Source organism: Chryseobacterium sp. IHB B 17019, assembly GCF_001456155.1.
Taxonomy (GTDB): Bacteria; Bacteroidota; Bacteroidia; order Flavobacteriales; family Weeksellaceae; genus Chryseobacterium.
In genome coordinates this window covers 2680278-2703430 of sequence record NZ_CP013293.1, presented here as the reverse complement: position 1 = coordinate 2703430, position 23153 = coordinate 2680278, and the positions used below count along the sequence as shown (strand labels likewise).

General features: G+C 35.0%; 15 protein-coding genes. 10 read left to right on the top strand and 5 right to left on the bottom strand.

Annotation, left to right across the window (positions count from 1 at the left end):
* Position 1: 1 nt before the first annotated feature.
* From aroC to ATE47_RS12510, 3 genes are read right to left on the bottom strand one after another with little or no spacing between them, the layout of a single operon-like run.
* Positions 2-1072 carry a chorismate synthase gene (gene aroC / locus ATE47_RS12520; protein WP_062162289.1) on the bottom strand — a complete coding sequence of 357 codons (1071 nt, stop codon included), beginning with the start codon at positions 1070-1072 and terminating at the stop codon, positions 2-4.
* A gap of 43 nt (positions 1073-1115) precedes the next feature.
* Positions 1116-2756 (bottom strand): LIC_10190 family membrane protein, encoded by a 1641-nt coding sequence (locus ATE47_RS12515; protein WP_062162288.1) that lies wholly within the window; start codon positions 2754-2756, stop codon positions 1116-1118.
* A 53-nt stretch (positions 2757-2809) separates the two neighbouring features.
* Positions 2810-3355, bottom strand: coding sequence for a YMGG-like glycine zipper-containing protein (locus ATE47_RS12510; RefSeq protein ID WP_062162287.1), 546 nt, complete (start codon positions 3353-3355; stop codon positions 2810-2812).
* A gap of 302 nt (positions 3356-3657) precedes the next feature.
* Here ATE47_RS12510 and ATE47_RS12505 point away from each other — a divergent pair, with 302 nt between their 5' ends.
* Together ATE47_RS12505 and ATE47_RS12500 are read left to right on the top strand one after the other, a co-directional pair.
* Entirely contained in the window at positions 3658-4104 is a 447-nt protein-coding gene (locus ATE47_RS12505) for a hypothetical protein (protein ID WP_062162286.1), read from the top strand.
* A 511-nt stretch (positions 4105-4615) separates the two neighbouring features.
* A complete protein-coding gene (locus ATE47_RS12500; RefSeq protein WP_062162285.1) occupies positions 4616-4897 on the top strand; it encodes a hypothetical protein in 282 nt (93 codons plus the stop codon).
* Between the two features lie 70 nt (positions 4898-4967).
* Here the strand turns inward: ATE47_RS12500 and ATE47_RS12495 are convergent, their stop codons facing one another.
* Positions 4968-5789: a glycosyltransferase family 2 protein gene (locus tag ATE47_RS12495; protein ID WP_228376277.1), complete on the bottom strand. Its 822-nt coding sequence runs from the start codon at positions 5787-5789 to the stop codon at positions 4968-4970.
* Positions 5790-6568: 779 nt separating this feature from the next.
* Between ATE47_RS12495 and ATE47_RS12490 the strand changes: the two genes are divergently transcribed.
* On the top strand, positions 6569-10342 hold the full coding sequence (locus ATE47_RS12490) for a fibronectin type III domain-containing protein (protein ID WP_062162283.1): 3774 nt from the start codon (positions 6569-6571) through the stop codon (positions 10340-10342).
* A gap of 820 nt (positions 10343-11162) precedes the next feature.
* A complete protein-coding gene (locus ATE47_RS12485) occupies positions 11163-12212 on the top strand; it encodes a tyrosine-type recombinase/integrase (RefSeq protein ID WP_062162282.1) in 1050 nt (349 codons plus the stop codon).
* A 36-nt stretch (positions 12213-12248) separates the two neighbouring features.
* On the opposite strand, the gene ATE47_RS18920 is transcribed toward ATE47_RS12485, so the two are convergent.
* Positions 12249-12434, bottom strand: coding sequence for a helix-turn-helix domain-containing protein (locus ATE47_RS18920; RefSeq protein ID WP_185097094.1), 186 nt, complete (start codon positions 12432-12434; stop codon positions 12249-12251).
* A 448-nt stretch (positions 12435-12882) separates the two neighbouring features.
* Here ATE47_RS18920 and ATE47_RS19390 point away from each other — a divergent pair, with 448 nt between their 5' ends.
* The 6 genes from ATE47_RS19390 to ATE47_RS12460 all read left to right on the top strand — a co-directional run bounded on the left by ATE47_RS19390 (position 12883) and on the right by ATE47_RS12460 (position 23151).
* Positions 12883-13812, top strand: a complete 930-nt coding sequence (locus ATE47_RS19390) for a hypothetical protein (protein WP_228376276.1) — start codon at positions 12883-12885, stop codon at positions 13810-13812.
* A 97-nt stretch (positions 13813-13909) separates the two neighbouring features.
* Positions 13910-14476 carry a T9SS type A sorting domain-containing protein gene (locus tag ATE47_RS19385; protein ID WP_228376275.1) on the top strand — a complete coding sequence of 189 codons (567 nt, stop codon included), beginning with the start codon at positions 13910-13912 and terminating at the stop codon, positions 14474-14476.
* Between the two features lie 12 nt (positions 14477-14488).
* Positions 14489-17896, top strand: a complete 3408-nt coding sequence (locus ATE47_RS12475; RefSeq protein WP_062162281.1) for a hypothetical protein — start codon at positions 14489-14491, stop codon at positions 17894-17896.
* A gap of 8 nt (positions 17897-17904) precedes the next feature.
* On the top strand, positions 17905-21408 hold the full coding sequence (locus ATE47_RS12470; protein WP_062162280.1) for a DUF6443 domain-containing protein: 3504 nt from the start codon (positions 17905-17907) through the stop codon (positions 21406-21408).
* Positions 21405-21851 (top strand): hypothetical protein, encoded by a 447-nt coding sequence (locus tag ATE47_RS12465; RefSeq protein WP_062162279.1) that lies wholly within the window; start codon positions 21405-21407, stop codon positions 21849-21851. The genes ATE47_RS12470 and ATE47_RS12465 overlap by 4 nt, the downstream gene beginning before the upstream one ends.
* A gap of 223 nt (positions 21852-22074) precedes the next feature.
* The gene (locus ATE47_RS12460) at positions 22075-23151 is read left to right on the top strand and encodes an RHS repeat-associated core domain-containing protein (RefSeq protein WP_082632593.1); all 1077 of its coding nucleotides are present in this window, start codon (positions 22075-22077) and stop codon (positions 23149-23151) included.
* Positions 23152-23153 lie beyond the last annotated feature (2 nt).

Sequence of the window (23153 nt, the reverse complement as noted above, 5' to 3'; positions counted from 1 at the left end):
ATTAAAAATTATTTATATTTCTTGTTTTATTGATCAGAAATAGATCAGCCAAAACAAAAGCTGCCAGATTTTCTACTATCGGAACCGCTCTTGGAAGCACACAAGGATCGTGACGACCTTTTCCTTCAACAACTACCGGGTTTCCATCTTTGTCAACACTTTCCTGGGGTCTCAAAATCGTTGCCACAGGCTTGAAAGCTACCCTGAAATAGATATCCATTCCATTGGAAATTCCCCCTTGAATTCCTCCTGAGAGATTAGATTTTGTGGTAAAATCTTCGTTGAAAAGGTCATTGTGCTCTTTTCCGGTCATTTTTGCGCCGCAGAATCCACTTCCATATTCAAAGCCTTTTGCCGCATTGATGTTCAGCATTGCTTTTCCCAGTTCTGCCTGAAGTTTGGAAAAAACCGGCTCACCAATTCCGACAGGAACATTTTTAATCACGCAAGTAATAGTTCCTCCGATCGTGTTCCCTTCTTTTTTGATTTCCTTGATTCTTTCAATCATTTTTTCAGCAGTTTCCGCGTCAGGACAACGAACTTCATTGCTTTCCGTTTTAGAAAAATCCAATGCCTGATAAGGTTTTTCGCAGAAAATTTCGCCTACGGAAGAAACGTATGCATTGATTTCAATGGTTGAAATGAGTTGCTTTGCCAAAGCTCCGGCAACTACCCAGTTTATTGTTTCTCTGGCCGAAGATTTTCCTCCGCCGCGATAATCTCTCAAACCAAATTTCTGATCATACGTAAAATCTGCATGACTCGGACGATAAGAATTCGCAATGTGATCATAATCTTTTGACTTCTGATTTTCATTTTCGATGATAAAGCCGATGGGAGTGCCTGTAGTTTTTCCGTCAAAAATTCCTGACAGAAATTTCACGGTATCACTTTCTTTTCGCTGGGTTACGATTGCGGATTGTCCGGGTTTTCTGCGGTCTAATTCGTATTGAATTTTATCGAAATCAACCGTTAAACCTGCCGGAAAGTTATTAATGATTCCACCGTAAGCCAGACCGTGACTCTCTCCAAATGTTGTAAGACTGAGAAGATTACCTAGAGTATTTAACATGATACAAATTTACGGCTTTTTCTTCAGATAGAAGGTGCTAGAATTACTTCTGTTTATACGAATTGTTGATAGAATTGATAATGTTTTTCGCCTCGTTTTTTTCTTTTTGATTTAATTTTTTCCAGATGAATCCTTTTCTGATATTTTTTTCATCGACGAGCTGTGGAAAGATTCCTGCTTTTACATCCTCAGAGATGTAGTTTTCTGAGATTGCAGGAAGCTGGGTTTCAAAATTATAAGGATATTTTTTTGAAACATTAAATTGTAAATTTCCTATTTTAAAAGAATTAAAGCTATTGTAATGATAAGCTGAAGGTGTATACAGCTGTTTTGATTCAAATTTTCCCATGAAACTTCCCAGCCTGAAACTTGGCAAATAAATTTGAACAATATTCGGTAGAGTGAAAAATGTGATGAAAATTATACTTAAAACAGAAAATAAAGCAATTGACTTTTTAAAATTAAAATAATTAATAAAAATCACAAAAAAGATTACAAAAAACACATCCATGAAAAATCGGTACTGAGCGGAAAACAGAAGGACTAAAATACTTTTAATAACAAGTGAAATGCAAATGAGGCTGATGATTTTATTTTTTTTAATATAACTGAAAACAATAAATATAACTAAGCTTAAAACAAAAAAGATATTGATTTTTGATTTAATTCCATCTAAAAAAAGCCAGTTTTTAATATAATCAAAACCGGAAAACTCTTTGATTTGCTGATAAGAATACTGCATGTCATACGTTTTCTGAATGGCATATTGTGAAGATGTTTTCAGCACTTCGGGATTGGGTTTCCAGTTTATACCGATATCACCAATCGAAACCGGAAAAACGGGATAACCGAAAGTATAAATATTTTTAACAAAAAATAAGAATATGATTAAAATCCCAGGTAGCAAATATTTAAAACTTGATTTAACAATAAAAATAGAGTAAAGGAAGCTTAGAACCGGCAGCCATATCATCGTAGGTTTTATGGCAAAAACAAAGACAGAAAAAATGAATAGAAGAGAAGTTTGTTTATTTTCTTTTATAATTTCATTTAAGATCATTAATGAAAAAACAATCACCGGCAAATCTGGACTCGGAGATTGTGAAAACAATAGTAATACTGGAATAAAACATAGATGAATCCAACTTTTTTTTTCTACAACATATAAGGTATAAACAATTAATAATATTGAATTCATCCTTAAAAACGGATCAGAAAAATTGGAAAATCCAGCCTGGAAAATATGCCAGATCGACATCTGTCCCAAAGTGAAATCCAGATTTGAAATACCCTTAATAAGACCAAATTCCGTAAGCCATTTTATAGTAGGAACATAATATCCAAAGTGATCCAGTATATAAGGATAGAAGGAGCCGCAAAGTAAAATTATTAATGAAATAATTAAAACTAGTGAAAATTCTTTTTTTGAAAACGGATAAAATTCCCGGTATAATTTATTCTTAAAAAAGAAAATCAATCCCAATAAAACTGTTGGGATTTCTACATATATATTTAAAGGAATAAAAAATGCAAGAATTGTCCAAATCAGACTAATTCCTAAGATCCCTGAAGCTATTTTTCCGGCAATTCCACCAAACAAAGATCCGGAAAAGCCTTCTACAGCCTTACCCAGCCCCATTAAGACGGGAATCAGAAAAATGGTTGACAGGAGAATTAAAATCATAAAAAAAGATTGCTTAAAAATAAGCAATCTTTCAGTGTTATCGTGAAAAATAATTAATTACTTGGCTGTACTCTTCCGTCTTTTCGGTCGCCGGCTCTACCAATGGTGTAACCTGTTGCACCACCTACTACACCTCCGATTACTGCACCAAGACCTCTGTTTTTCTTAGCAATAATCGCACCTGCCGCTGCACCACCTACTGTACCGATGATCGTACCTTTTGCTGCTTTACTCATTCCTTTTTTCTGGGTTGTTGTACCCTGAGATGCGCTGGTTCCGTTATCAGCATAATTTCCATTGCTTGAACTTTGGCTAGGTCTGTCTCTATATACGGTATGTGTTTCTCTTATTACCTGTGGTTTTGAATTTGCGGCTGCGGTTTTAGCTTTTTGAGCTTCTACTGCACTGTCTGCTTTTTTCTGAGCTTCATAAGCCATTTTCTCTTTCTCGATTGCAAGCTTTTGCTTTTCAATTTCAAGTTGCCTCATCTGGAATTCAATTTTCTGTTGGTCCAGAGATTTTTCAGCTACCTGATCGTCCTTTTTACAGGCTGTCAACATAAAAACTGACAATAGACCTGTCAATACTATATTTTTCATAATTCAAATTTTAATAAGGTTTCAAAAGTTACAAGACTTTTGACTGTATAGTATTTTCAATTATGAAGCCAAAATTTAGTTAACTAATGTTAAAAAATAAAAAAATATTAAAAGAATACATAAACTGCCTCAGTGCGCGAAATAATTTTTACTTATTTAAAATAAAAAAATACGGTGTTTTAAAAATTGATTTGTTTTTTTTAATACTACTAATTGAACCAAAGATGTAACCTTTCGTTAATTTTATCTTTTTCTTGAATTGATATTTATTGATTAATTTTGATCTACCAAATTACATTATTATGAAAAACATTACAGCAAAAGCCTTACTTTTTGTTGGGCTAATCAGTATCGTCACCTCATTTTCTTCAAATGATGATTTAAGAAATGTTGAGACACAGAAAAGTGCAGTGAATTCAAAAGAAGCTTCAAAAACGAAAACGTACAATATCCGTTATGGCCTTCTTTCGCAAAGCGGTACGAAAATTCTTTCGGGAAGTTATGACGTAGGAAGTTTTGTTGCTACCAACAATGCTACCGGAGAAACCTTTGAAACCTATGCTGGAGGAGGATTTCAGTCGATTCCGAAATTTTATGAGGGCATTCCTGCCGGAACTTATACTTTCACCGCAATGCAAGGACAGGGTGGCTGGGTAGGATACGGATCAGTAACGGGAGAAGTTTCTGATGCTCAGGTAGATGCCGACGGATACATTACAGTGTATATTCCTATTGTTTGGGAAGAATAATAAAATTCAGTTTTGTTCCTAAATTATAGTTTTATATTCATTTAAATGTATGATTTTAAGAAATTTTATTTAAAATAATACTTTTATTCACTTTATATCGAAATAAGTCTTAAATTTAAATGCCTAAAAAACTGAGAACTATATTATGGAAAATTCTGACTTTTCACTTATTTTATTGCCAACTATTTTGTTTATATCATTAATGCTTGTTATCTTTGGCCTCTCTCGGATACTTCAAAAGAGGAGTTATAGATCAGGTTTTTTATATTACAATGATTTTACTCACTGGAAAAAATATTGTAAAAAGAAAATATAATAGCTATTGAGCTACGTAAGAGTTCTGTTCAGTGTATTCTGAATAGATTTTTTTCATCATTTGTGTTTTTACGGCCTCCTGCAAGGGAGGCTATTTTTATTAAAAAAATTTACCTTTATGATTCTGCTCATATTTTGTAATCTTCTAACGTTATAATTTTGAGATATAAATATTTACACCATAAAAAATATTCATATGAAAAAAGTAATGCTATTAATGCTAGGAGTAAGTCTTTTTGCAGTAAGCTGTAAGAAGCAGGAAACGACACAAGATAATACAATGAGTGACTCCGCTACTTCGGATACGATGATGTCTGCGGATGATACAGGAACGAGTGCTATGCCAATGGATACTACTGCGAGTGTTCGTGATAGTGCTATGAACCAGGGAAATAGAGCCGGACAAACGGCAACCCCAAATCAGCCTGCCGGAACAACTAATAATGCTTCGGGCTCAAGGGCAGATTCGGTGAGATAAGAACACTTTTTTAGACCCCATATACTTTTTTAAAAACTCCTCGGCCTGAGGAGTTTTCTTTATAAATAAATTAAATATTAAGTGTTGTTTTAATTTTACTCATTAATCTGTAAGGTATTTTAGTCTGGTAGCTTAGCAGATTGTAAATTTCATCAGAATTGGTAAAATTTTCAGGGACCGGAATATTATTAATTTTTGTAATTCCTCTTCTTTTCATTGATTCGTGAATTACTTTAGCAAAAGAATCTTTTGCACTTTGCTTGGAAGATTGTTGGGAAATTCCGTTGGAATGAAGTCTGTATTTATACAAAACCTCTTCGATGAATTTTGCATCCCCAATTTCAAGTAATTTTAAATATAAATCCTGATCTACAGCATTTTTCAGATTTGGATTAATTCCGCTGGTTTTAAGGTAAGCTTCTCTTTTAAATATGAATAAAGCTGAAATCTGGATTGGAGTATTGAAAAAATATTTGTTATTGTAAACTTGTTTTATTTTGGAAAATATATCTTTCGTATTAAGCTTTTCATCACAAAATACCAATTGTGAATAGGTTGCTATAATTTTATTATTTTTCTCAAATTCACCTACTGAACATTCAAGCGAGTGGGGTACCAAAGCATCGTCAGGATCCAAAAACCCGCATAAATCGCCTGAAGCAAGCTCAACGCATTTTCTTTTTGTAAAGCCACAACCTCTGTTTGTTTCATTTTGGGATAATTTAAAACGCTCGTCATTTTTTATAAGTCCCTTAATAATATCTACAGAGTCATCTGTTGAGCAATCATCTACTATAATCACCTCCCAATTCTCATAGGTCTGTGAGATAATGGATTTATAACAATCTTCAAAATACTTACCATTGTTATAATTTGCAATTAAAATAGACACTTTATTCACTTGTTAATGATTTACTTAATAAAAACAAATTTATTCAATTAAATCGAGAAAAAAAATGATCTAAATCATCGCTTTTCTCAATTATAATTCCTATATTTTAGAATTAAATACATAAAACACTAGATCCTACAGCTTGAATGTCCCTATTCATCATTAGTTTTGTAATATTTGATTTTCAATGGAAAATATAATTAAGTACATAAAGCCTTCTTTTTTAAATAAAAATTAACATAATAATAAAGTAGAATTTTTAATTAATTCTTTTTAGTGTACTTTTTCAATAATTTTTTTACTAAAATTTGTGATTATGATTCGGCTCATAATACAATAGTGTTATTATGATTAATTTTACAATAGAATTAAATTAATTGATTCCGATATAAAAATTTTTTTTCATCATTTGTGTTTTGGGTCTCCTTTGGGAGACCTTTTTTTGTTAAATTGATAACAATACATCCTTATGTTAATACTAAAAACATAAAATCTTGTTCATTTTTGGATATATTTTGTTGAAATCACTTTTAAAATGGTTGTTTAATATTCGTGTAAATGTTGCTTTGGCGGTAATTCAATTTGTCATTTTATTTCGAAATAAGATATTTTTCTGTTAAAAGATTAATGTATATAATAAAATTAAATACTAAACGTTTGTTTTAAATAAATTGTATCTTGACGTTTTACAATAAATAAGTAAAAAACATTGTGATTTATACTATATATTATTAAAAAACGAATTAGATTTGCAACGGATTAATATTAAATGATAACTTATGAAGAAAATTTCTACTTTCTTAGTACTTCTTCTGTGTTTGATAAACCTAGGCGCCATACCGGATGCCTATGGTCAAGCACCTGCAACGTTACCGTATTCACAGGACTTTACTACCGCGAATGACTTCACGATTCTCAACGGAACTCAGACGAATAAGTGGTTTTATGGTGCAGTGACAGGAAATACGGGTAGCTCTCTTTACATTTCAAATGATAATGGAGTAAGCAATGCCTATACAATTAATACGTCCAGCGTTGTGCAGGCGTATAGAGATTTTACGATTCCGGCAGGATCGACAATTGCTAATTTTTCTTTTGACTGGAAAGGAGATGGAGAAAGTAGCTATGATTACTTGAAAGTCTGGGTGGTTCCGGCTACTTATACTCCAACACCGGGAACGCAGATTACTGCCGGAACGGGTAGGGTACAAATAGGAGGGGATTTCAACCAGCAATCTACATGGCAAACTTACAGCATTCCTAATTTAAATATTAGTGCTTATGCCGGAAATACAATGAGACTTGTATTCCAGTGGAGAAATGATACAAGTGCAGGAACTCAGCCTCCTGCTGCAGTAGATAATATTAACTTAAATATTCCTACATGTATCATGCCTTCTGCTCCTACAGTGTCTGCAATAGCAACTACTTCTGCTACACTATCATGGACAGCACCTTCACCAGTACCAGGAAACGGATACGAATATTATCTAAGCACAACCAATACAGCACCTGTAGCAGCTACAGTAGGTATTGCCAATGCAGGAACATCTGTAACTCCTACTTTAACAGCCAGTACAACATACTATTGGTGGGTACGTTCTATATGTAGCGGTACTGATAAAAGTGTATGGACAGCAGGGCCGAGTTTTTCAACAACTCAGGTACCGGCAACAATTCCTTATGTTCAGAACTTTTCTGGAGGTAATGATCTTCAGCTTGTTAACGGAACACAGGTTAATAAATGGTTCTATGGTTCTGTTGTAGGAAATCCTGCGAATGCTCTTTATATCTCAAATGACAATGGAGTTTCGAATACCTATACAACTAATACTTCAAGTACAACACAAGCTTTCAGAGATATTACTGTACCTGCGGGAACTACTGATGCAACATTATCTTTCGACTGGAAAGCTGATGGTGAAAGCGGTTATGATTATTTAAGAGTTTGGTTGGTGCCGTCTTCTTATATGCCAACGGCTGGAGCTCAAATTGCAGCTGGTGGTGGAAGAATTCAGGTAGGAGGTAATTTTGGACAGCAAACTGCTTGGCAGAATTATTTTAATACTGCATTAAACTTAAGCACATTTGCAGGGCAAACCATGCGTCTTGTTTTTGAATGGAGAAATGACGGCAGTGGTGGAACACAGCCACCGGTAGCTATTGATAATATTAATTTGAGTATTCCTACATGTAAGGTTCCTTCCAACGTGGTTGTGAACACTGTGGGAACTACTACGGCCACTATTAGCTGGACGGCTCCAACGCCGGCTCCTGTAGGTGGTTATCAATATTATTTATCAACTACAAATGTTCCGCCTACGGCAGGGACAACTCCTACGGGAAGTTCAGCAACTACTTCAGTTACATTGTCGACTTTAACACCGAATACTACCTATTACTTCTGGGTACGTTCTGTATGTGTTGGACCAGACAGAAGTTTCTGGATTGCTGGGCCTAGCTTTACAACAACTCAAATTCCTGCTACCATTCCTTATGTTCAGGATTTTACAGGAGGTAACGATCTTGGGTTTACAAGCGGAACTCAGGTAAATAAATGGTTCTACGGAAATGCAACAGGAAATACAGGAAATTCCATTTATATTTCAAATACAAACGGAACAACTAATGCTTACTCTACATCATCTACAAGTACAGTTCATGCATACAGAGATATTACTGTTCCTACAGGTACTACCACAGCGACTTTCTCATTCGATTGGAAAGCTGATGGTGAAAGTTCTTACGATTATTTAAGAGTTTGGCTGGTTCCGTCTACTTTCATGCCGGTTGCAGGAACTCAGATTACTGCAGGAGCAGGAAGAATTCAGATTGGTAATAATTACAATCAACAGAGTACTTGGCAGTCATTCCTTAACCCGACCCTGAATATTGCCAGCTTTGCAGGACAAACTATGCGTCTTGTATTCGAATGGAAGAATGACGGCGGCGGCGGTACACAACCTCCTGGAGCAATTGATAACATTAAATTGCGTATTTGCAGCACGGCAACTCCTACTGTTACATTGGGTACACCTACTCATAATTCGGTTGTATTGACTTGGCCTCAGGATAATGGCGGTGCAAATTATACAATCAGATACAGACCTGTTGGTACAACAACATGGCAGACTGTAAACGTAGCAGCGGCAGCTTACCCTACTCCTACTAATACAACGACATTAACAGGCCTTTTATCTGCCACTCAATACGAAGTGGAAATAGCAGCGGTTTGTAATGGTACAACTGGTGTATTCTCACACAACGTATTCTTAACAAGATGTGATCCTACACCTCCGAACGTAACAATAAGTAACATTACTCCTACTTCTGCTTTGGTTACATGGTCTCCATTGGCAGCAAGCTCTCATTATTTTATGAGATACAGAATCGTAGGAAGTGGAAATGCGGGGTGGAGTGCTAATATTGCATTACCAGTAGCACCAACAAATACTTATTCACTTACGGGATTAAATGTTTATACTACTTATGAGGTTCAGATTGCCAATATGTGTGACAATGAAACTACATTAAACACCTGGTCGAACCCTAAAGTATTTACAACGGAAAGAACTTGTGAAATTGCACCTCCGGGACTTACAATCACGAATCTTACTCCTACGACTGCTGTTGTAACTTGGGATCCTTTCCCTGGAGCAACTTATATCTTAAGATATAGAAAAGTGGGTATTCCGAGCTGGACAAATGTTCCTGCTTCTACGAATACTGTTACCTTAACAGGATTAATAGAATTGACTCAATACGAAATGCAGGTAGTAAACGTATGTAGCGGAACACCGGGTACTTATACTCAGCCTTACGTTTTCACAACACCTACAGTGGTTTATTGTCAAATGGAATCCACTACTTCATCTTCTGAATATATTTCAAAAGTGACAATGACTCCAAACGGTAAGCCTGAAATGGTAAACCAGTCACAAGCTTCAAACTATACCGACTACACAGGGGTACCTGACAAATTTATCGAATTGATCCAAGGTTCTGCAAATAACAAGATCACAATCGAGAAAAAGCTTTCAGGTAATACCAATGCCGGAGTTGCTGTATGGATTGACTTCAACAGAAACGGATATTTTGATATTAATGAAAGAGTATTTGTTTCATCTTCAAACAATGAGCAAACGGTAAGCGGAACATTCTCTGTACCTGCAGATGCATTCATCAGTATGACAGATTACAAATATGTTGTCATGAGAGTCGCATTGCAGAAAGACGGAATTCCGGTGAACTGTACAAGTTTCCCAACTGGAGAGGTTGAAGACTATACCGTGAGAATTTCTAAACCGATCGTTCCAAATCCTCTTAATCAGACTGAGATTTTGATTTATCCGAATCCAGTAAGAACAGTATTGAATGTGAAAAACATTAGCAAAAGAGCTAATTATAAAATCTACAATGCTGCAGGACAGATTGTATCATCAGGAATCATCTTAAACAACAAGATTGATGTACATGCATTAAGCAATGGCGTCTATGTAATTGATATTGATGATGCACAGGGCACGGCTCAAAAGAAGTTTATCAAAGAATAATAATTGATAATTCAATAATAGAATAAGCTCTCAGAAATGGGAGCTTATTTTTTGGTTAAAATACCAGTTTCGGTATATATAATTATTGTTAAAACTGCCGAACTTTTGAGTTCTTAAATTATTTTAAACTTTAATAAATAATGTTAATTGATGAAATTAATAGTGATTATAAGCCTTCACATAATATACATTTCATACATTTGCAGTCACTCATGTTTAATTTGAGTTTTCATGGTTATTAGTTTTTAGTCCTCGTTGAAAAACGGGGACTTTTTTATTATGAACTGAGTGTTGATTTAATGTTATATTAAACGTGATATAGAGGGTATTTTTGAAGATGAAGTATAAGTCTATTTTGATTCTAATTATTAAGATTAAAGTGTCAAAGTGTTAATTTATGACAGGAGTCATAATCCGAGCCCGAAAATGATATTAAATTTACTTATCATTATTATTTTCATCTAATACAATTATGCTTAACCTCTCGATTTCCGGGAGGTTTTTTATTTCTATAATAAAGTTTTGGAAGAGGGTGTACAATAAAAAAAACCTCTGATCCAAAGATCAAAGGTTTTAAGAGGTACCTAGCGTACCCGAATTAAACTATTTGTTAAAATCTTAAATCATTTAAAAAGGTGATAAACGATTGTATATATGGTGTTTATGATTTTATTGAATTGTAATTAATATAAGTGATTGGAGTAAAGAAAAGTCACTTCCTAAGCAAAACAACCCAGAAAACAAACAAATTACAACTCAATTAAAAAATCTTGAGACATATATTTTAACCGCTTATAATTCCGATTATGCAAAAGGTATTTTGTTTACCAAAGAATGGCTGGATGAAAAAATAAATTCTTTTTATAATCGAATCGATGAAAAAGGGGATGATAGTATTTTCTTAAATTACCTAAGCAGCTTTATTGACTTCAAAAAAAGTATTGCATCTTATACATACAGTACGATTGGTAAGTATAATAATCTAAAAGATCGGTTCTCAGAATATCAAAAGAAAAAAAAGAAAAACTTCCTAATTGAAGACCTCAGTGGAAAAGTTTTAATTAATTTTAAAAACTACCTCATCGTTGATTGTGGATTAATGGAAACTACGGCCACTCGCTTCATTAAAAATCTTAAAACGGTTATATTCGATTCCAGAAATAATGGGAAACAAATACATCATCAAATTACCGGGTTTTCTACCGGAACTACAAACAGCGAACATAAAGTTTTTTTATCACTTGAAGAGATTGGAAAAATAAAAGAAATTGTGACCCTTAATACAGACTGGAATCTTGCAAAAGATTGGTTAATTCTTGGTTGTTATTTGGGGCAAAGAGCGAGTGATTTATTAAGAATGACTAAAAGGATGATCTATACAAAAACTGATTCTGATGGTGACTCATTCAGGTTTATTGAAATTAAGCAGCAAAAAACAGGAGAAAAGGTTGTAATTCCTTTACATGATGAGGTTGAGGAAATCTTAAAGAAATATAATGGTAATTTCCCGCCTGTATTTGCAAATAACCAGGATTCTAATTCTGCACTTTTCAACAGGCACATTAAAAAGGTTTGTGAGTTGGCCGGAATTCATGATATGGTAAAAGGCAAATATTTTAATGAAGTCACTAAAAAGAATGAAATTGTCGAAACGGAGAAATGTAAACTTGTTTCTTCTCATGTTTGCCGCCGTTCGTTTGCTACAAATTTTTACGGAAATAAGATGTTTACAACACCTCAGCTTATGGCTATTACAGGACACAAATCAGAATCTCAATTTTTAAATTATATCGGAAGAACTGCTGATGATTGGGCAATGCAAACGGCTAAGACGTTTAAAGAGCTTTCAACTAAACATAAAATATCTTGATAGCTTTCTAAACCTAGCGTCATAAACAAAATATGCTTATAATTTTATTTCCTTTAGTAATTCACTAAGCGAAACTTCTAATGCTAGAGCAATTACGGCTACAGTAAAAATATTTGATTTTCCTTTTCCTTTTTTGATTTTATAAAGATATTGTCTGTCTTTCCCAATCATTACCGCCAATTCGGTTTGCGAAAGCTTCTTTTTCTCGCGAAACTTTTTCACCTGGTTGCCTACATCAACCGGGATTCTTGCCTTTAATTCATGATTGTATTTTCTTCCAAATTCTTAACTTATATGAAGTGAAATATAAAATACTGCATTTTTTGTAACCTTATATTACTATATTTAAATATTTGTAAAAAAATAAATAGTTTATGGAACCCCATAATGTATTTATTCTAAAGCTTTTTATTTTTGTTTCCAACCAGCAGCAATAAAAAAGCATCAGTAATATAATACGACATGGTTTGTCGTCCTACGTCTATAAATTTGCTACCGCAGGTCAGTGTAATTATTTAATAAAGAAAACATTTTTAACAAAAAAATAATATAGTATGAAACAGTGTATTCGGGCTAATAAGCATCTTCTTACAATCACAATTCATAATATGAGTTTTCTCCATATTAGGATTTAAAAAATAGTATTAAATTCGCGCATTAATAAACAGGTATGAAAAAAAATTACACATTGGCACTGTTCTTAGGTGCATTTCTGGGTATTTCTGCCCAGGAAACAAAAGTCCTTTGGCAGAAAGACATCAAATCCTCGACCCAGGATTTTCTAAGCCAGGTAACCACAACCATTGATCAGCAGTATTTAATTACAGGAAGCTCTATTCAGAGCAATAAACTTCAAGCTTCAGGCAGTAAGCAGAATAATGGCTACGACTATCATTTGGTCAAATTAAACCAGCAGGGAGAAGAAGTCTGGGAAAAATATTTTTCAGGACAAAACCATGATTTTTTATCTGCAACGGTGAATACTCAGGAAGGAGGCTTCCTTCTCTCCGGAACGTCTTATAGTGGAAAATCTTTAGACAAAAAAGAAGAATCCAAAGGCGGTTCAGATATTTGGCTGATTAGACTCAATGAATTCGGTGATGAATTGTGGCAGAAAACAATCGGTACTCAAGCAGATGAAGAAGCAAGAGCTGTAATTCAAACCACGGATTTTGGATTTTTTGTTGCGGGTAATATTCAAAACTCAGCAAAAGGTTACGGCTCCAAAGATGTTTTGATTGTAAGACTGGATAAAAACGGAGGCATAGCCTCTCAAATTATATTAGGTGGAAAAGGGCTCGATGAAGTAGAGAAAATGATTCCTACCAAAGATGGTGGAGCTTTATTGGGAGTGTATTCACGCAGTGGAAAAGCTGCAACCAACAACCTTTCATCTGCAACCTCAAAACAAACAGAAAACTTCGGTGAAGGAGATTACTGGATCATTAAACTTAACAAAGACGGAAAGGTAGAATGGGAAAGGAACTTTGGAGGAAAAAGTGACGATCATTTGCGAACACTCGCTTTAACATCAACAGGCTTTTTAATCGGAGGAGAATCGAGATCGGAGAGATCAGGAAATAAAACCGTGGGGAATTGAAGAAGGAACAGACCTTTGGCTTATTTCACTTAATGAAAAAGGGGAAGAAATCTGGCAGAAATCTTATAATTTCAAGAACAGGGATGTTTTGATGGGAATGAGTGTTATTACAAAGAGCCAGGATACAAGAACCAGGAATCAAGATATTACCACAGGGATATTGCTTGGCGGTTACACCCAGGCAGAAGGAAGAATAGAGAATGAAGACGAAACGTTTTGGATGCTTTATGTAGACCAGAATGGAAATGAGCAGTGGAGAAAGCATGTGAAGGGAGAATCCAGAAAAAAAGAGGAAAGGTTATCTGATATTAAATTAAACAGAGATGGTTCCATTATTCTGGCAGGAACCAGTGCAGAAGAGCTTGGAAAAGAAAACTGGAAGATTGTAAAGCTGGGAGATAAGCAAATTGATCAGCTGATCGAAAAGCAGGATATTAAGATTTATCCAAATCCTGTATCGGACTATGCTTATGTAGAAATAGGTTTTGATTTTAAGGAAGCAGATATTTTGTTGTATGATATGTCCGGAAGACAGTTGCAAAGTTTGAAAACCAAAAACAAGGTAACCAAGATCAATACCCAGCCTTTAATCCAGGGAGCTTATCTGATTACCATTAAAACGGATACCAATAAAACAGCTAACGCTAAATTGATTAAAAAATAACACTAATAATACATGAAAAAAACTATAATTTGTGCTGCCATTGTATTGGCTAACCTCTACAATGCGCAAGCAAACGACAGTCAAAAGAATATTCCCCAAATTATTCCGCCTTCTCCTACGGTAAATTCATTGATGAAGTTTGAAGAGGTTCCGGTAAGCAATTACACAGGAATTCCTGATATTACTATTCCTGTTGCCAATGTACCGGTAGGGCTGAGCAATGTAGATATTAATCTGGCATTAAAGTATCACGTCAACAATGCCGCTTCGGAGTCTAAAGCCAGTGAAGTGGGATTGGGGTGGAGCTTATTTGCAGGAGGAACTATTTCAAGAACGGTTATGGGAAGCCCTGATGAAAAAGTTGTCGCTTATTCTATCGGAACTAATACTAAGCTGGGAATTTACTGGGATGAAAATACCAATGTGAATGCTAGTAAAAATTACTTTAGTGCCATGATAGAAAATCCTAATCAGGCAGCTCTGATTTCCAATGCAATGAAAAGTGTTTTCGAGGCTCATTATAAGAACAGATATGATACCCAATATGACCTGTATCAATATAATTTCCTGAATTATACAGGAAGATTTATTGTTAAAAAAGTAAATGGAATTTTGCAGGTAATGAAGCTGGACAAAAATAATCTTAAGATTACGGTAAATGCTACACAGGATTTTGAACCGACCTCTTTTGATATTATTGATGAATTCGGAAACAAATTTATTTTTGATGTATTGGAAACATCGTCAACCTCATCTGTTACGGAGTCTGCAGGTTTAGAATCTTACCTGTATACATCCTCATCTGTAATGACGGGAACCTTTAATAGCGCCTTTCATTTAAGCAAAATAAAAAGTAGTGCTGATGAAGTAAAGGTATCATTAAAATACGATGAGCAGCCAGTAACCATACAATCTGCTGAAAACACCATAAATAATAATTTCATTGATTATCAGCCGGATCTTGCACTTACTGAAATAGTTAATCAAAACAAAGGTCTGCTGCCAAAAATTTCCGAGACATCTACTAATATCACCGTTACCCAAACTCGAAAAATAAGAGAAATAGAGATTACAGGAAAAGGAAAGATCATATTTGAATACGAAAACGGGAGAGAAGATACCAATTACGTAGGAGGAGATAATGCTACAAGACTTTCAAAATTAAAGAATATTATCATTCAGGGAATTGATGGCAAATATGACGAGAAATACAGCTTCAATTATACTTACAAGGAGAATGGCCCTTATAAGAGGCTCTTTTTATCTTCAGTTCAGAAGTTAAATAAAAACAATGGAAGCTACGTTCAGGATTTTAATTATCAACTGGATTATTATAATCATACATTATCAACGCCTTTGATTAGTGGAAAAGAAATTTTCTTTAAATGTCCCGGAAATTCCCCAGTTGGCTGTTCAAATATTGAACTGCTGAAATCAGTTACTCACCCTACAAAAGGAAAATCAGAATTTATTTATGAAACAGGTACATTCTCTTTTGTTCCGGAAATTAATTCCACAGCTCCTTCAACCGGAGCCGTAGAGCTCACCAACTTTGATGAAAATCCTTTGAACTGGGATGCTACTAATCAAACAACTGCCATTAATAATTTTACCGGTGGGGAAAAGTATGTATTTACCATTCCTGAAAACAATACACCGGTTACTATTTTTTTAGAAACAGCTTCTATCAATCAGTATGCATGGACTTTGAAACTATTGAAAAAAGAAGGGAGTACTTATGTTGAAAAAGGAGCTTTGGGTACGGCTTTATTAAGTCAGGGGGAACCCGTTCCTACCGAGTATAGCAAAACATTAGAAGCAGGAGAATATTACCTTAAACTGGTAAGTAATCAACAAGGAACTTCAGGGCTTACTTTTAATACCAGCTATAATTCATCTTTTAAGGTAAGAAACACCAATAATCTAAAATATTTGTTCGATTATAGAAATGTACGTATTAAGAATATCAATTATTATATAGAACAAGGCCATAGTACTCCTAACAGAACTATTAATTTTAATTATAATACTCTTTCAGATAATAAAAAAAGTACCGGAGCTCTTGTATTTCCAACACCTTTATATTCCTACAGCTCTCAATATGAAGCAGGAATGGAGTATGTTTGTTCTGCACATTCAACTATATTGTGTACATCTATATTTATTGCCGGAATGATTTATAATTCCGACAGAAACTTTCTGCCAACACAGAAAACCAAAGGCTCAGATATAGGCTATCAGTTTGTTACAGTTTCTGAATCCGGGAGAGGAAAAACTATTTATCAGTACACTTCGCCTATAGATCAACCTAATCCGTACACTATTCCTACTGTTGCACCTTTTAAGCCGGTTGCAAATTACGATTATACAAGAGGAAACCTGTTGAACAAGAAAATTTATGATAACAGCAGTACCCTTTTAACCGAAGACCGATATATATATACTTATGATGGATATGATGTAACAACAGGAGCAATTGTACAACCTATTCCTCACCCTGCAGTAGGAATGTATTTACATGGAGGAAGATATGTAAATTATGAAGATTTTGTAGCTGGTACTGACGGGATAAGGCCTTTCGTAGGGAATGATCCTTTTGCTTTCTTAAGCCTGATTTTTCAAACAGAACGTATTGGAACGGCTCATCTGACTGAGGAAAAGCATATCGAATATTTCCCTAATCAACATTCTTTAACCCAGATAACCAATAATACTTATAACACAAGGGACTATATCACAAAAAAGACCGTACAGTCACCGGATAACACCATCTCGGAAACCACTTATAAATATGCCCATGAAAAAGGAAACCAGAGGCTGATTAATGCAAATATGATCGCTGTTCCGCTGGAGGTTTCTTCAGTAGAAAAGGCAACTTCTTCTGATCCTGGCAATATTGTATCGAAATCAGAAACGAAATATGATGATGTTTCGCACCTTTTCCCAAGTTCAGTTGTATCCTATAAGCTTTCAAACGGGAATGCCGATACAGAGGTGACTTTCGATAAGTATGACAATAAAGGAAATATCTTGCAGTACACATCCAAAGGCAGCGTTCCGGTAGCCGTTGTCTGGGGGTATAATGGGACCCAGCCTATTGCCAAGGTAGAAGGAATCACCTATGACCAGCTGGTAAGTTTGGGGCTCGTTTCTACCATCGTGTCCGCTTCTGACGCCGATGCGGTCAATCCTACCAATGAACCAGCCTTACTTACGGCATTGGATAATTTCAGGAATAATTCCAGCTTATCGGGCTACCTTATTACAACAATCACCTATGATCAGCTTTTAGGAATTACGCATCTTACACCTCCTTCGGGAATCAGGGAAAAGTATATCTATTCGGCAAACAAGCTCGAAAAGATTGTTGATGAGCAGGGTAAAGTATTAAAAGAATTTCAGTACAACTACAAAAACTAAACACAGGCATGAAAAATATAGTAATTTTTACGCTTGCTTTATTGGCAGCGGCGACATACAGGGCACAGACGACTACGGAAAATTTTGTAAAAGCTACCACCTGCCTGGATGCGGATTGCGTTAAAAAACAGGTAACCGTTCAGTATTTCGACGGACTGGGAAGGGCAAAACAGGTTGTAAATGTAAAAGCATCGCCTTTAGGAAAAGATGTAGTAAATTATATTGAATATGACCAGTTCGGGAGACAGGTTAAAGACTACCTTCCCGTACCACAGTCGGTTACCCAGAATGGGGCTATTTATATAACACCATTAGCCAATGCATCATCAGTATATGGAGGAGAGAAGATCTTTGCAGAGAAAGTTCTTGAGAGTTCACCTTTAAACAGGTTACAAGAGCAGATACAGCCCGGGACAGCATGGAGTACAAAGTCCATAAAGTTTGGATATGATGCAAATGCTGCGGATGAGGTAAAGAAATATTCTGTTACCACGATTTGGGAAAACGGTGCTTCTAAATCTTCTATCAGTGGTATCGGAACCTATGGTGCAAACCAGCTGTATAAAAATACGGTAACCGATGAAGACGGAAACATAACCATAGAATATAAAAACGGGAAAGGTCAGACTGTTTTAGTAAGAAAGATGCTAAACAGCACCGAAAAGGCAGATACGTATTATGTATACAACAATTACAATCAGCTGGCTCTTGTAATTCCTCCGTTAGCATCTGTAGGGACAATGGATCAGACCGTACTTGATAACCTCTGCTACCAGTACCGATATGATGGGGACAGCAGGCTGGTGGAAAAGAAGCTTCCGGGTAAGGGCTGGGAATATATGCTGTATGATAAGCAGGATAGACTGGTAGCTACTCAGGATGCAGAGCTTAAAAAGAAAGGACAGTGGCTATATACAAAATATGATAAGTTTGGAAGAGTAGCTATTACAGGGATCAGCACGGGATCTGATAGAAATACAGAGCAAACAGAAATTAATGGTATAAGCCCAAATAATGTTAATAGAATACCTACAGTATTTTTTAACAGACAGGGAATGGATGTATACTATGATACACCGGACAGCACCTATCCTAATTCAAGTAAATGGGTCACTTTATTATCATTAAATTATTATGATACCTATCCTGGATACAGCTTTAATCCGGGGTTTCCGTCCACCATTTACGGGAAACAGATTTTAACGGACAATCCTGCCACCGTAGGAAAAAGCACGAAAAGCCTTCCTGTACTGAGTCTTGTTAAGAATATTGAAGATGATAACTGGACCAAGATGTATTCCTATTACGATATGAAAGGACGGGTAATAGGAACACACACCATCAACCATTTGGGTGGGTATACAAAAACAGAATCTGATCTTGATTTTGCAGGAATGGCCTTACAGACCAAAACCTACCATAAGAAACTGAGCACCGATCCGGAAAAGATAATTACGGAAACCTTTACCTATGATGACCAGAACAGACTTAAAACCCACAAACATAAAATCGATAATAATCCTGAAGAGATCCTGGCTCAAAACGAATACAATGAGCTTTCACAGCTGGCCAAGAAAAAAGTAGGAGGCACCAATATAGCAGTTCCTTACCAGACCATTGATTATGCTTATAACATCAGGGGCTGGATGACCCAGATCAATGATCCTGATAACCTAGGCGGTGATTTGTTTGGCTACAGGATAAAATACAACCAGGTTCAGGGGCTTGAAATTCCTGATGCTTCGGACACAGGTTTGAAAGTTTTACCTAAATTTAACGGGAATATTGCCGAGATAGACTGGAAAACAAGCACACAGGAAAATGAACCGTTAAAAAGATATGGATATGTTTATGATGGTTTAAACAGGTTGTCGGCAGGCTTTTACCAGAATTCTATCAATCCTTCGTTAAGGGAATATTATGAAAAAATAACATACGACCTGAACGGGAATATCAAAACCCTGAAACGAACTGCTGGAAAAATTGGTACCACTGTAAGGACTATTGATGATCTTACCTATAGTTATTTCTCAGGCAACGCCAGCAACCGTTTGCAGAAAGTAACGGAAACGGTCCAAATCTTTAGCGGGTATCCTTACACTGCGGTACCTACCGATATTGGATATGATGATAACGGCAATATGACAAGCCAGGTTGATAAAGGGATTTCCTCAATCCAATATAATTATTTAAATTTACCCAAACAGATTACCCAAAACGCTGTATCTACAAACTACACGTACAGGGCAGACGGGGTAAAAGTGAAGAAGCTCTTTGGAAGTGTAGAAACCCATTATCTGGATGGCTTTCAGTATAAGTACACCGAGCCGTGGGAAGATCCCAACGGAACGATGATAAACCCTGAAATGAAATTAAGGATTATCCCGACATCTGAAGGATATTATGATTCTTTACTGGAGCTTTACATTTATAATTACACAGATCACCTGGGAAATGTAAGGTTAAGCTATGCAGACACGAATCATGATGGGATTATACAGGGAAGAGACCTGAGAGTCAGGACTTGTACAGATCTGGGTAATGGAGAACAAGCCTGTGTAGATACCTTTACTCCGGGAGAGGTAGCGGAGGTAAATAATTATTATCCATTTGGATTGCTGCATGATTATAGCGGAACTACGCAGAATGCGTATCAGTATAAGTACAATGGAAAAGAACTTCAGGAAACGGGAATGTATGATTATGGCGCGAGATTCTATATGCCGGATTTAGGGAGATGGGGTGTACAAGACCCATTAAGCGAAAAATTCTTTGATTCTAATAATTATAATTACGTTCTAAATAATCCTATAAAATTTGTTGATAAAGATGGAATGGATGTTTATTTATTAAATGAAGAAGGAAAATTTATTCTAGCAAAAAAACAGGCAGGAGATGATCTAGTATATGGTTATAATAGTAAAACAAAAAAAATAAACGATAATAATGGAGATAAAAAAGGAGATTATAGAGATGGAATAAGAATAAAGACCAAAGGCTTAGTAGGTCAATTACGATTTTACAGAGATGGTAACAAAGATGATCAGTATCAAGCATATCACCAGTCTATAAAAGAATATAGCTCTCAAGTAGAAGATGACATGTTTAATTTATTTCATTATGCAGCTAATAATGCTAAAAATGTTGAATTCTCACTTATAGATTTTAATTTGGGAAAAAAAAGATATTTGTCTTTGCAGACTTATAATGACTCTGGTTTTTCACCAGGATCTGGTCAAATAGGGAGAGAAATCAAAACAAATGCTGAATATCATAATCACCCATTTAAAACAAAATATGAGGAAGATTATACAGAAATTAATTCAATGGGATCTAGAGGAAATGGTATATATTACGGAGCAGGAGGAGATTATAGAAATACGGTAGATTATAATGTTAATTTCCCTAATTATGTGTTTTTTCCTAAATCTACAAATCTTTATAATGTAACTAAAACTGGAATATATTTAATAAAGAAAATCAATAACGATAGTAAAAATTTTAAAAAATGAAAATAATCTCTTTATGTTTATTTGCTTTTGTTCTTCTAATAAGTTGCAATAAGGAAAAAAAGCAAGTTTTTTTTAAGGATAATCTATATAATGAAATATTGAAGTATCAGAAAAAAAATCCAATTCCAAATAAAGGCTTATATAAATTATTCCTTTATGAAATTTCCTTTTTAAAAAATAAAGATTCATTGCTTACAATAACAGTTAGTCCAACTGGTATTCGTTCAAAAAATAGCTATGGAATTTATAAAGACGAGGCCTTAAAATCATCTTATGTGATTGATAGTGAAAATATTGGAAATAAATTTATAAAACTTTATAAAAAAGATAGAATTGATCCATATATTTTGGAAGGTAGGCCACCTCATATTGACGTGATTTATCCGACTTATAAATATAAAATAAAAGGTGATAAATTGTTTTTTATTGATTCTATAAGATAATAATAAACCGTGTAAAATCAAAAATACTGGAAAGTGATTTAAGAAATCCACAAAATGTAAAATATATTAATTAATAAATCTTTTCTCAATGAGAACTTTAAGAATATTCCTAATTACCCATTTTCAATGAATTTAGAAGAAAATCACCGAATCCCTTTAAGTTAAACAATTGCAGCATTAGAGGAAATGTAGGTTAAGCTATGCAGACACGAATCATGATGGGATTATACAGGGAAGAGATCTGAGAATCAGGACTTGTACAGATCTGGGTAATGGAGAACAAGCCTGTGTAGAAACGTTTACTCCGGGAGAGGTAGCGGAGGTAAATAATTATTATCCTTTCGGGTTGCTGCATGATTATAGCGGAACTACGCAGAATGCTTACCAGTATAAGTATAACGGGAAAGAATTGCAGGAAACAGGAATGTATGATTATGGTGCAAGATTCTATATGCCGGATATTGGACGGTGGGGTGTTGTGGATCCATTAAGTGAATTACAATTTGCTTACAGCCCATACTCTTATGTTTATGGGAATCCTATAAGATTTAATGATCCAACAGGTATGATTGGTGAAGATCCGGACCCGAAAAAAATATATAATAGCGGTATAATTCCTGAGGTTACTATAAAAGGAGTTTCTAAAGCACAGAAAATGGATGCTTCTTTATCATTTATGGGTATTCAAAGTTTAAATACTTATCATTTATCTGAAGACAGGCTAGCAGCAGGAATTAGAGGAAGCAAAGCCGCCCTTGCTACAGAAAAGTTTGAAAGAAATCTTGCTTTTGCAATGGGGACTTTCATGATGGGAGGTAGTAATATTGTAGCTTCTGCTGGATGGGCTACTTTTGATACGTGGTTGGATTATCAAGATGATAAAACGAAAAATACTGTAGGAACTGTACAAGCAATGGCGCTTATTATACAGCTTAAACATGGAAATCTAAGCGGAATAAAAAGATTAGCGGATAATATTATAGCAGAAGGATTTTCCTTAAATAAACATGGGGAATTGACAAATGGAATATATACTGTCTCGCAAGAAGCCATGAAAAAACATGTTTTTGGAGGTATTGCAGGTAAAAGTCTTTTTTACTCATCTGTTGATGCTAATATTGCTGTTTTAAAAGCTGCTCAATATGCAGACGAAGCAGGCTTGTGGATTGGAAATAAAGCAAAGGTTACAGTTACGAATACAAATATTGGTGTTTTAGGTAATGGAACACATACAAATGTTATAAATGTTTATAAAAATTCTAATGGATATGTTCACGGTTCGCCAGGAACTATGAGATAATT

What these genes read in the sequence shown, in the direction of transcription:
- ATE47_RS12515 (WP_062162288.1), bottom strand. Translation starts at nt 2,756, where the DNA reads ATGATTTTAATTCTCCTGTCAACCATTTTTCTGATTCCCGTCTTAATG.
- ATE47_RS12505 (WP_062162286.1), top strand. Translation starts at nt 3,658, where the DNA reads ATGAAAAACATTACAGCAAAAGCCTTACTTTTTGTTGGGCTAATCAGT.
- ATE47_RS19385 (WP_228376275.1), top strand. Translation starts at nt 13,910, where the DNA reads ATGAGTGTTATTACAAAGAGCCAGGATACAAGAACCAGGAATCAAGAT.
- ATE47_RS12475 (WP_062162281.1), top strand. Translation starts at nt 14,489, where the DNA reads ATGAAAAAAACTATAATTTGTGCTGCCATTGTATTGGCTAACCTCTAC.
- ATE47_RS12465 (WP_062162279.1), top strand. Translation starts at nt 21,405, where the DNA reads ATGAAAATAATCTCTTTATGTTTATTTGCTTTTGTTCTTCTAATAAGT.
- ATE47_RS19390 (WP_228376276.1), top strand. Translation starts at nt 12,883, where the DNA reads ATGAAAAAAAATTACACATTGGCACTGTTCTTAGGTGCATTTCTGGGT.
- ATE47_RS12510 (WP_062162287.1), bottom strand. Translation starts at nt 3,355, where the DNA reads ATGAAAAATATAGTATTGACAGGTCTATTGTCAGTTTTTATGTTGACA.
- aroC (WP_062162289.1), bottom strand. Translation starts at nt 1,072, where the DNA reads ATGTTAAATACTCTAGGTAATCTTCTCAGTCTTACAACATTTGGAGAG.
- ATE47_RS12490 (WP_062162283.1), top strand. Translation starts at nt 6,569, where the DNA reads ATGAAGAAAATTTCTACTTTCTTAGTACTTCTTCTGTGTTTGATAAAC.
- ATE47_RS12470 (WP_062162280.1), top strand. Translation starts at nt 17,905, where the DNA reads ATGAAAAATATAGTAATTTTTACGCTTGCTTTATTGGCAGCGGCGACA.
- ATE47_RS12500 (WP_062162285.1), top strand. Translation starts at nt 4,616, where the DNA reads ATGAAAAAAGTAATGCTATTAATGCTAGGAGTAAGTCTTTTTGCAGTA.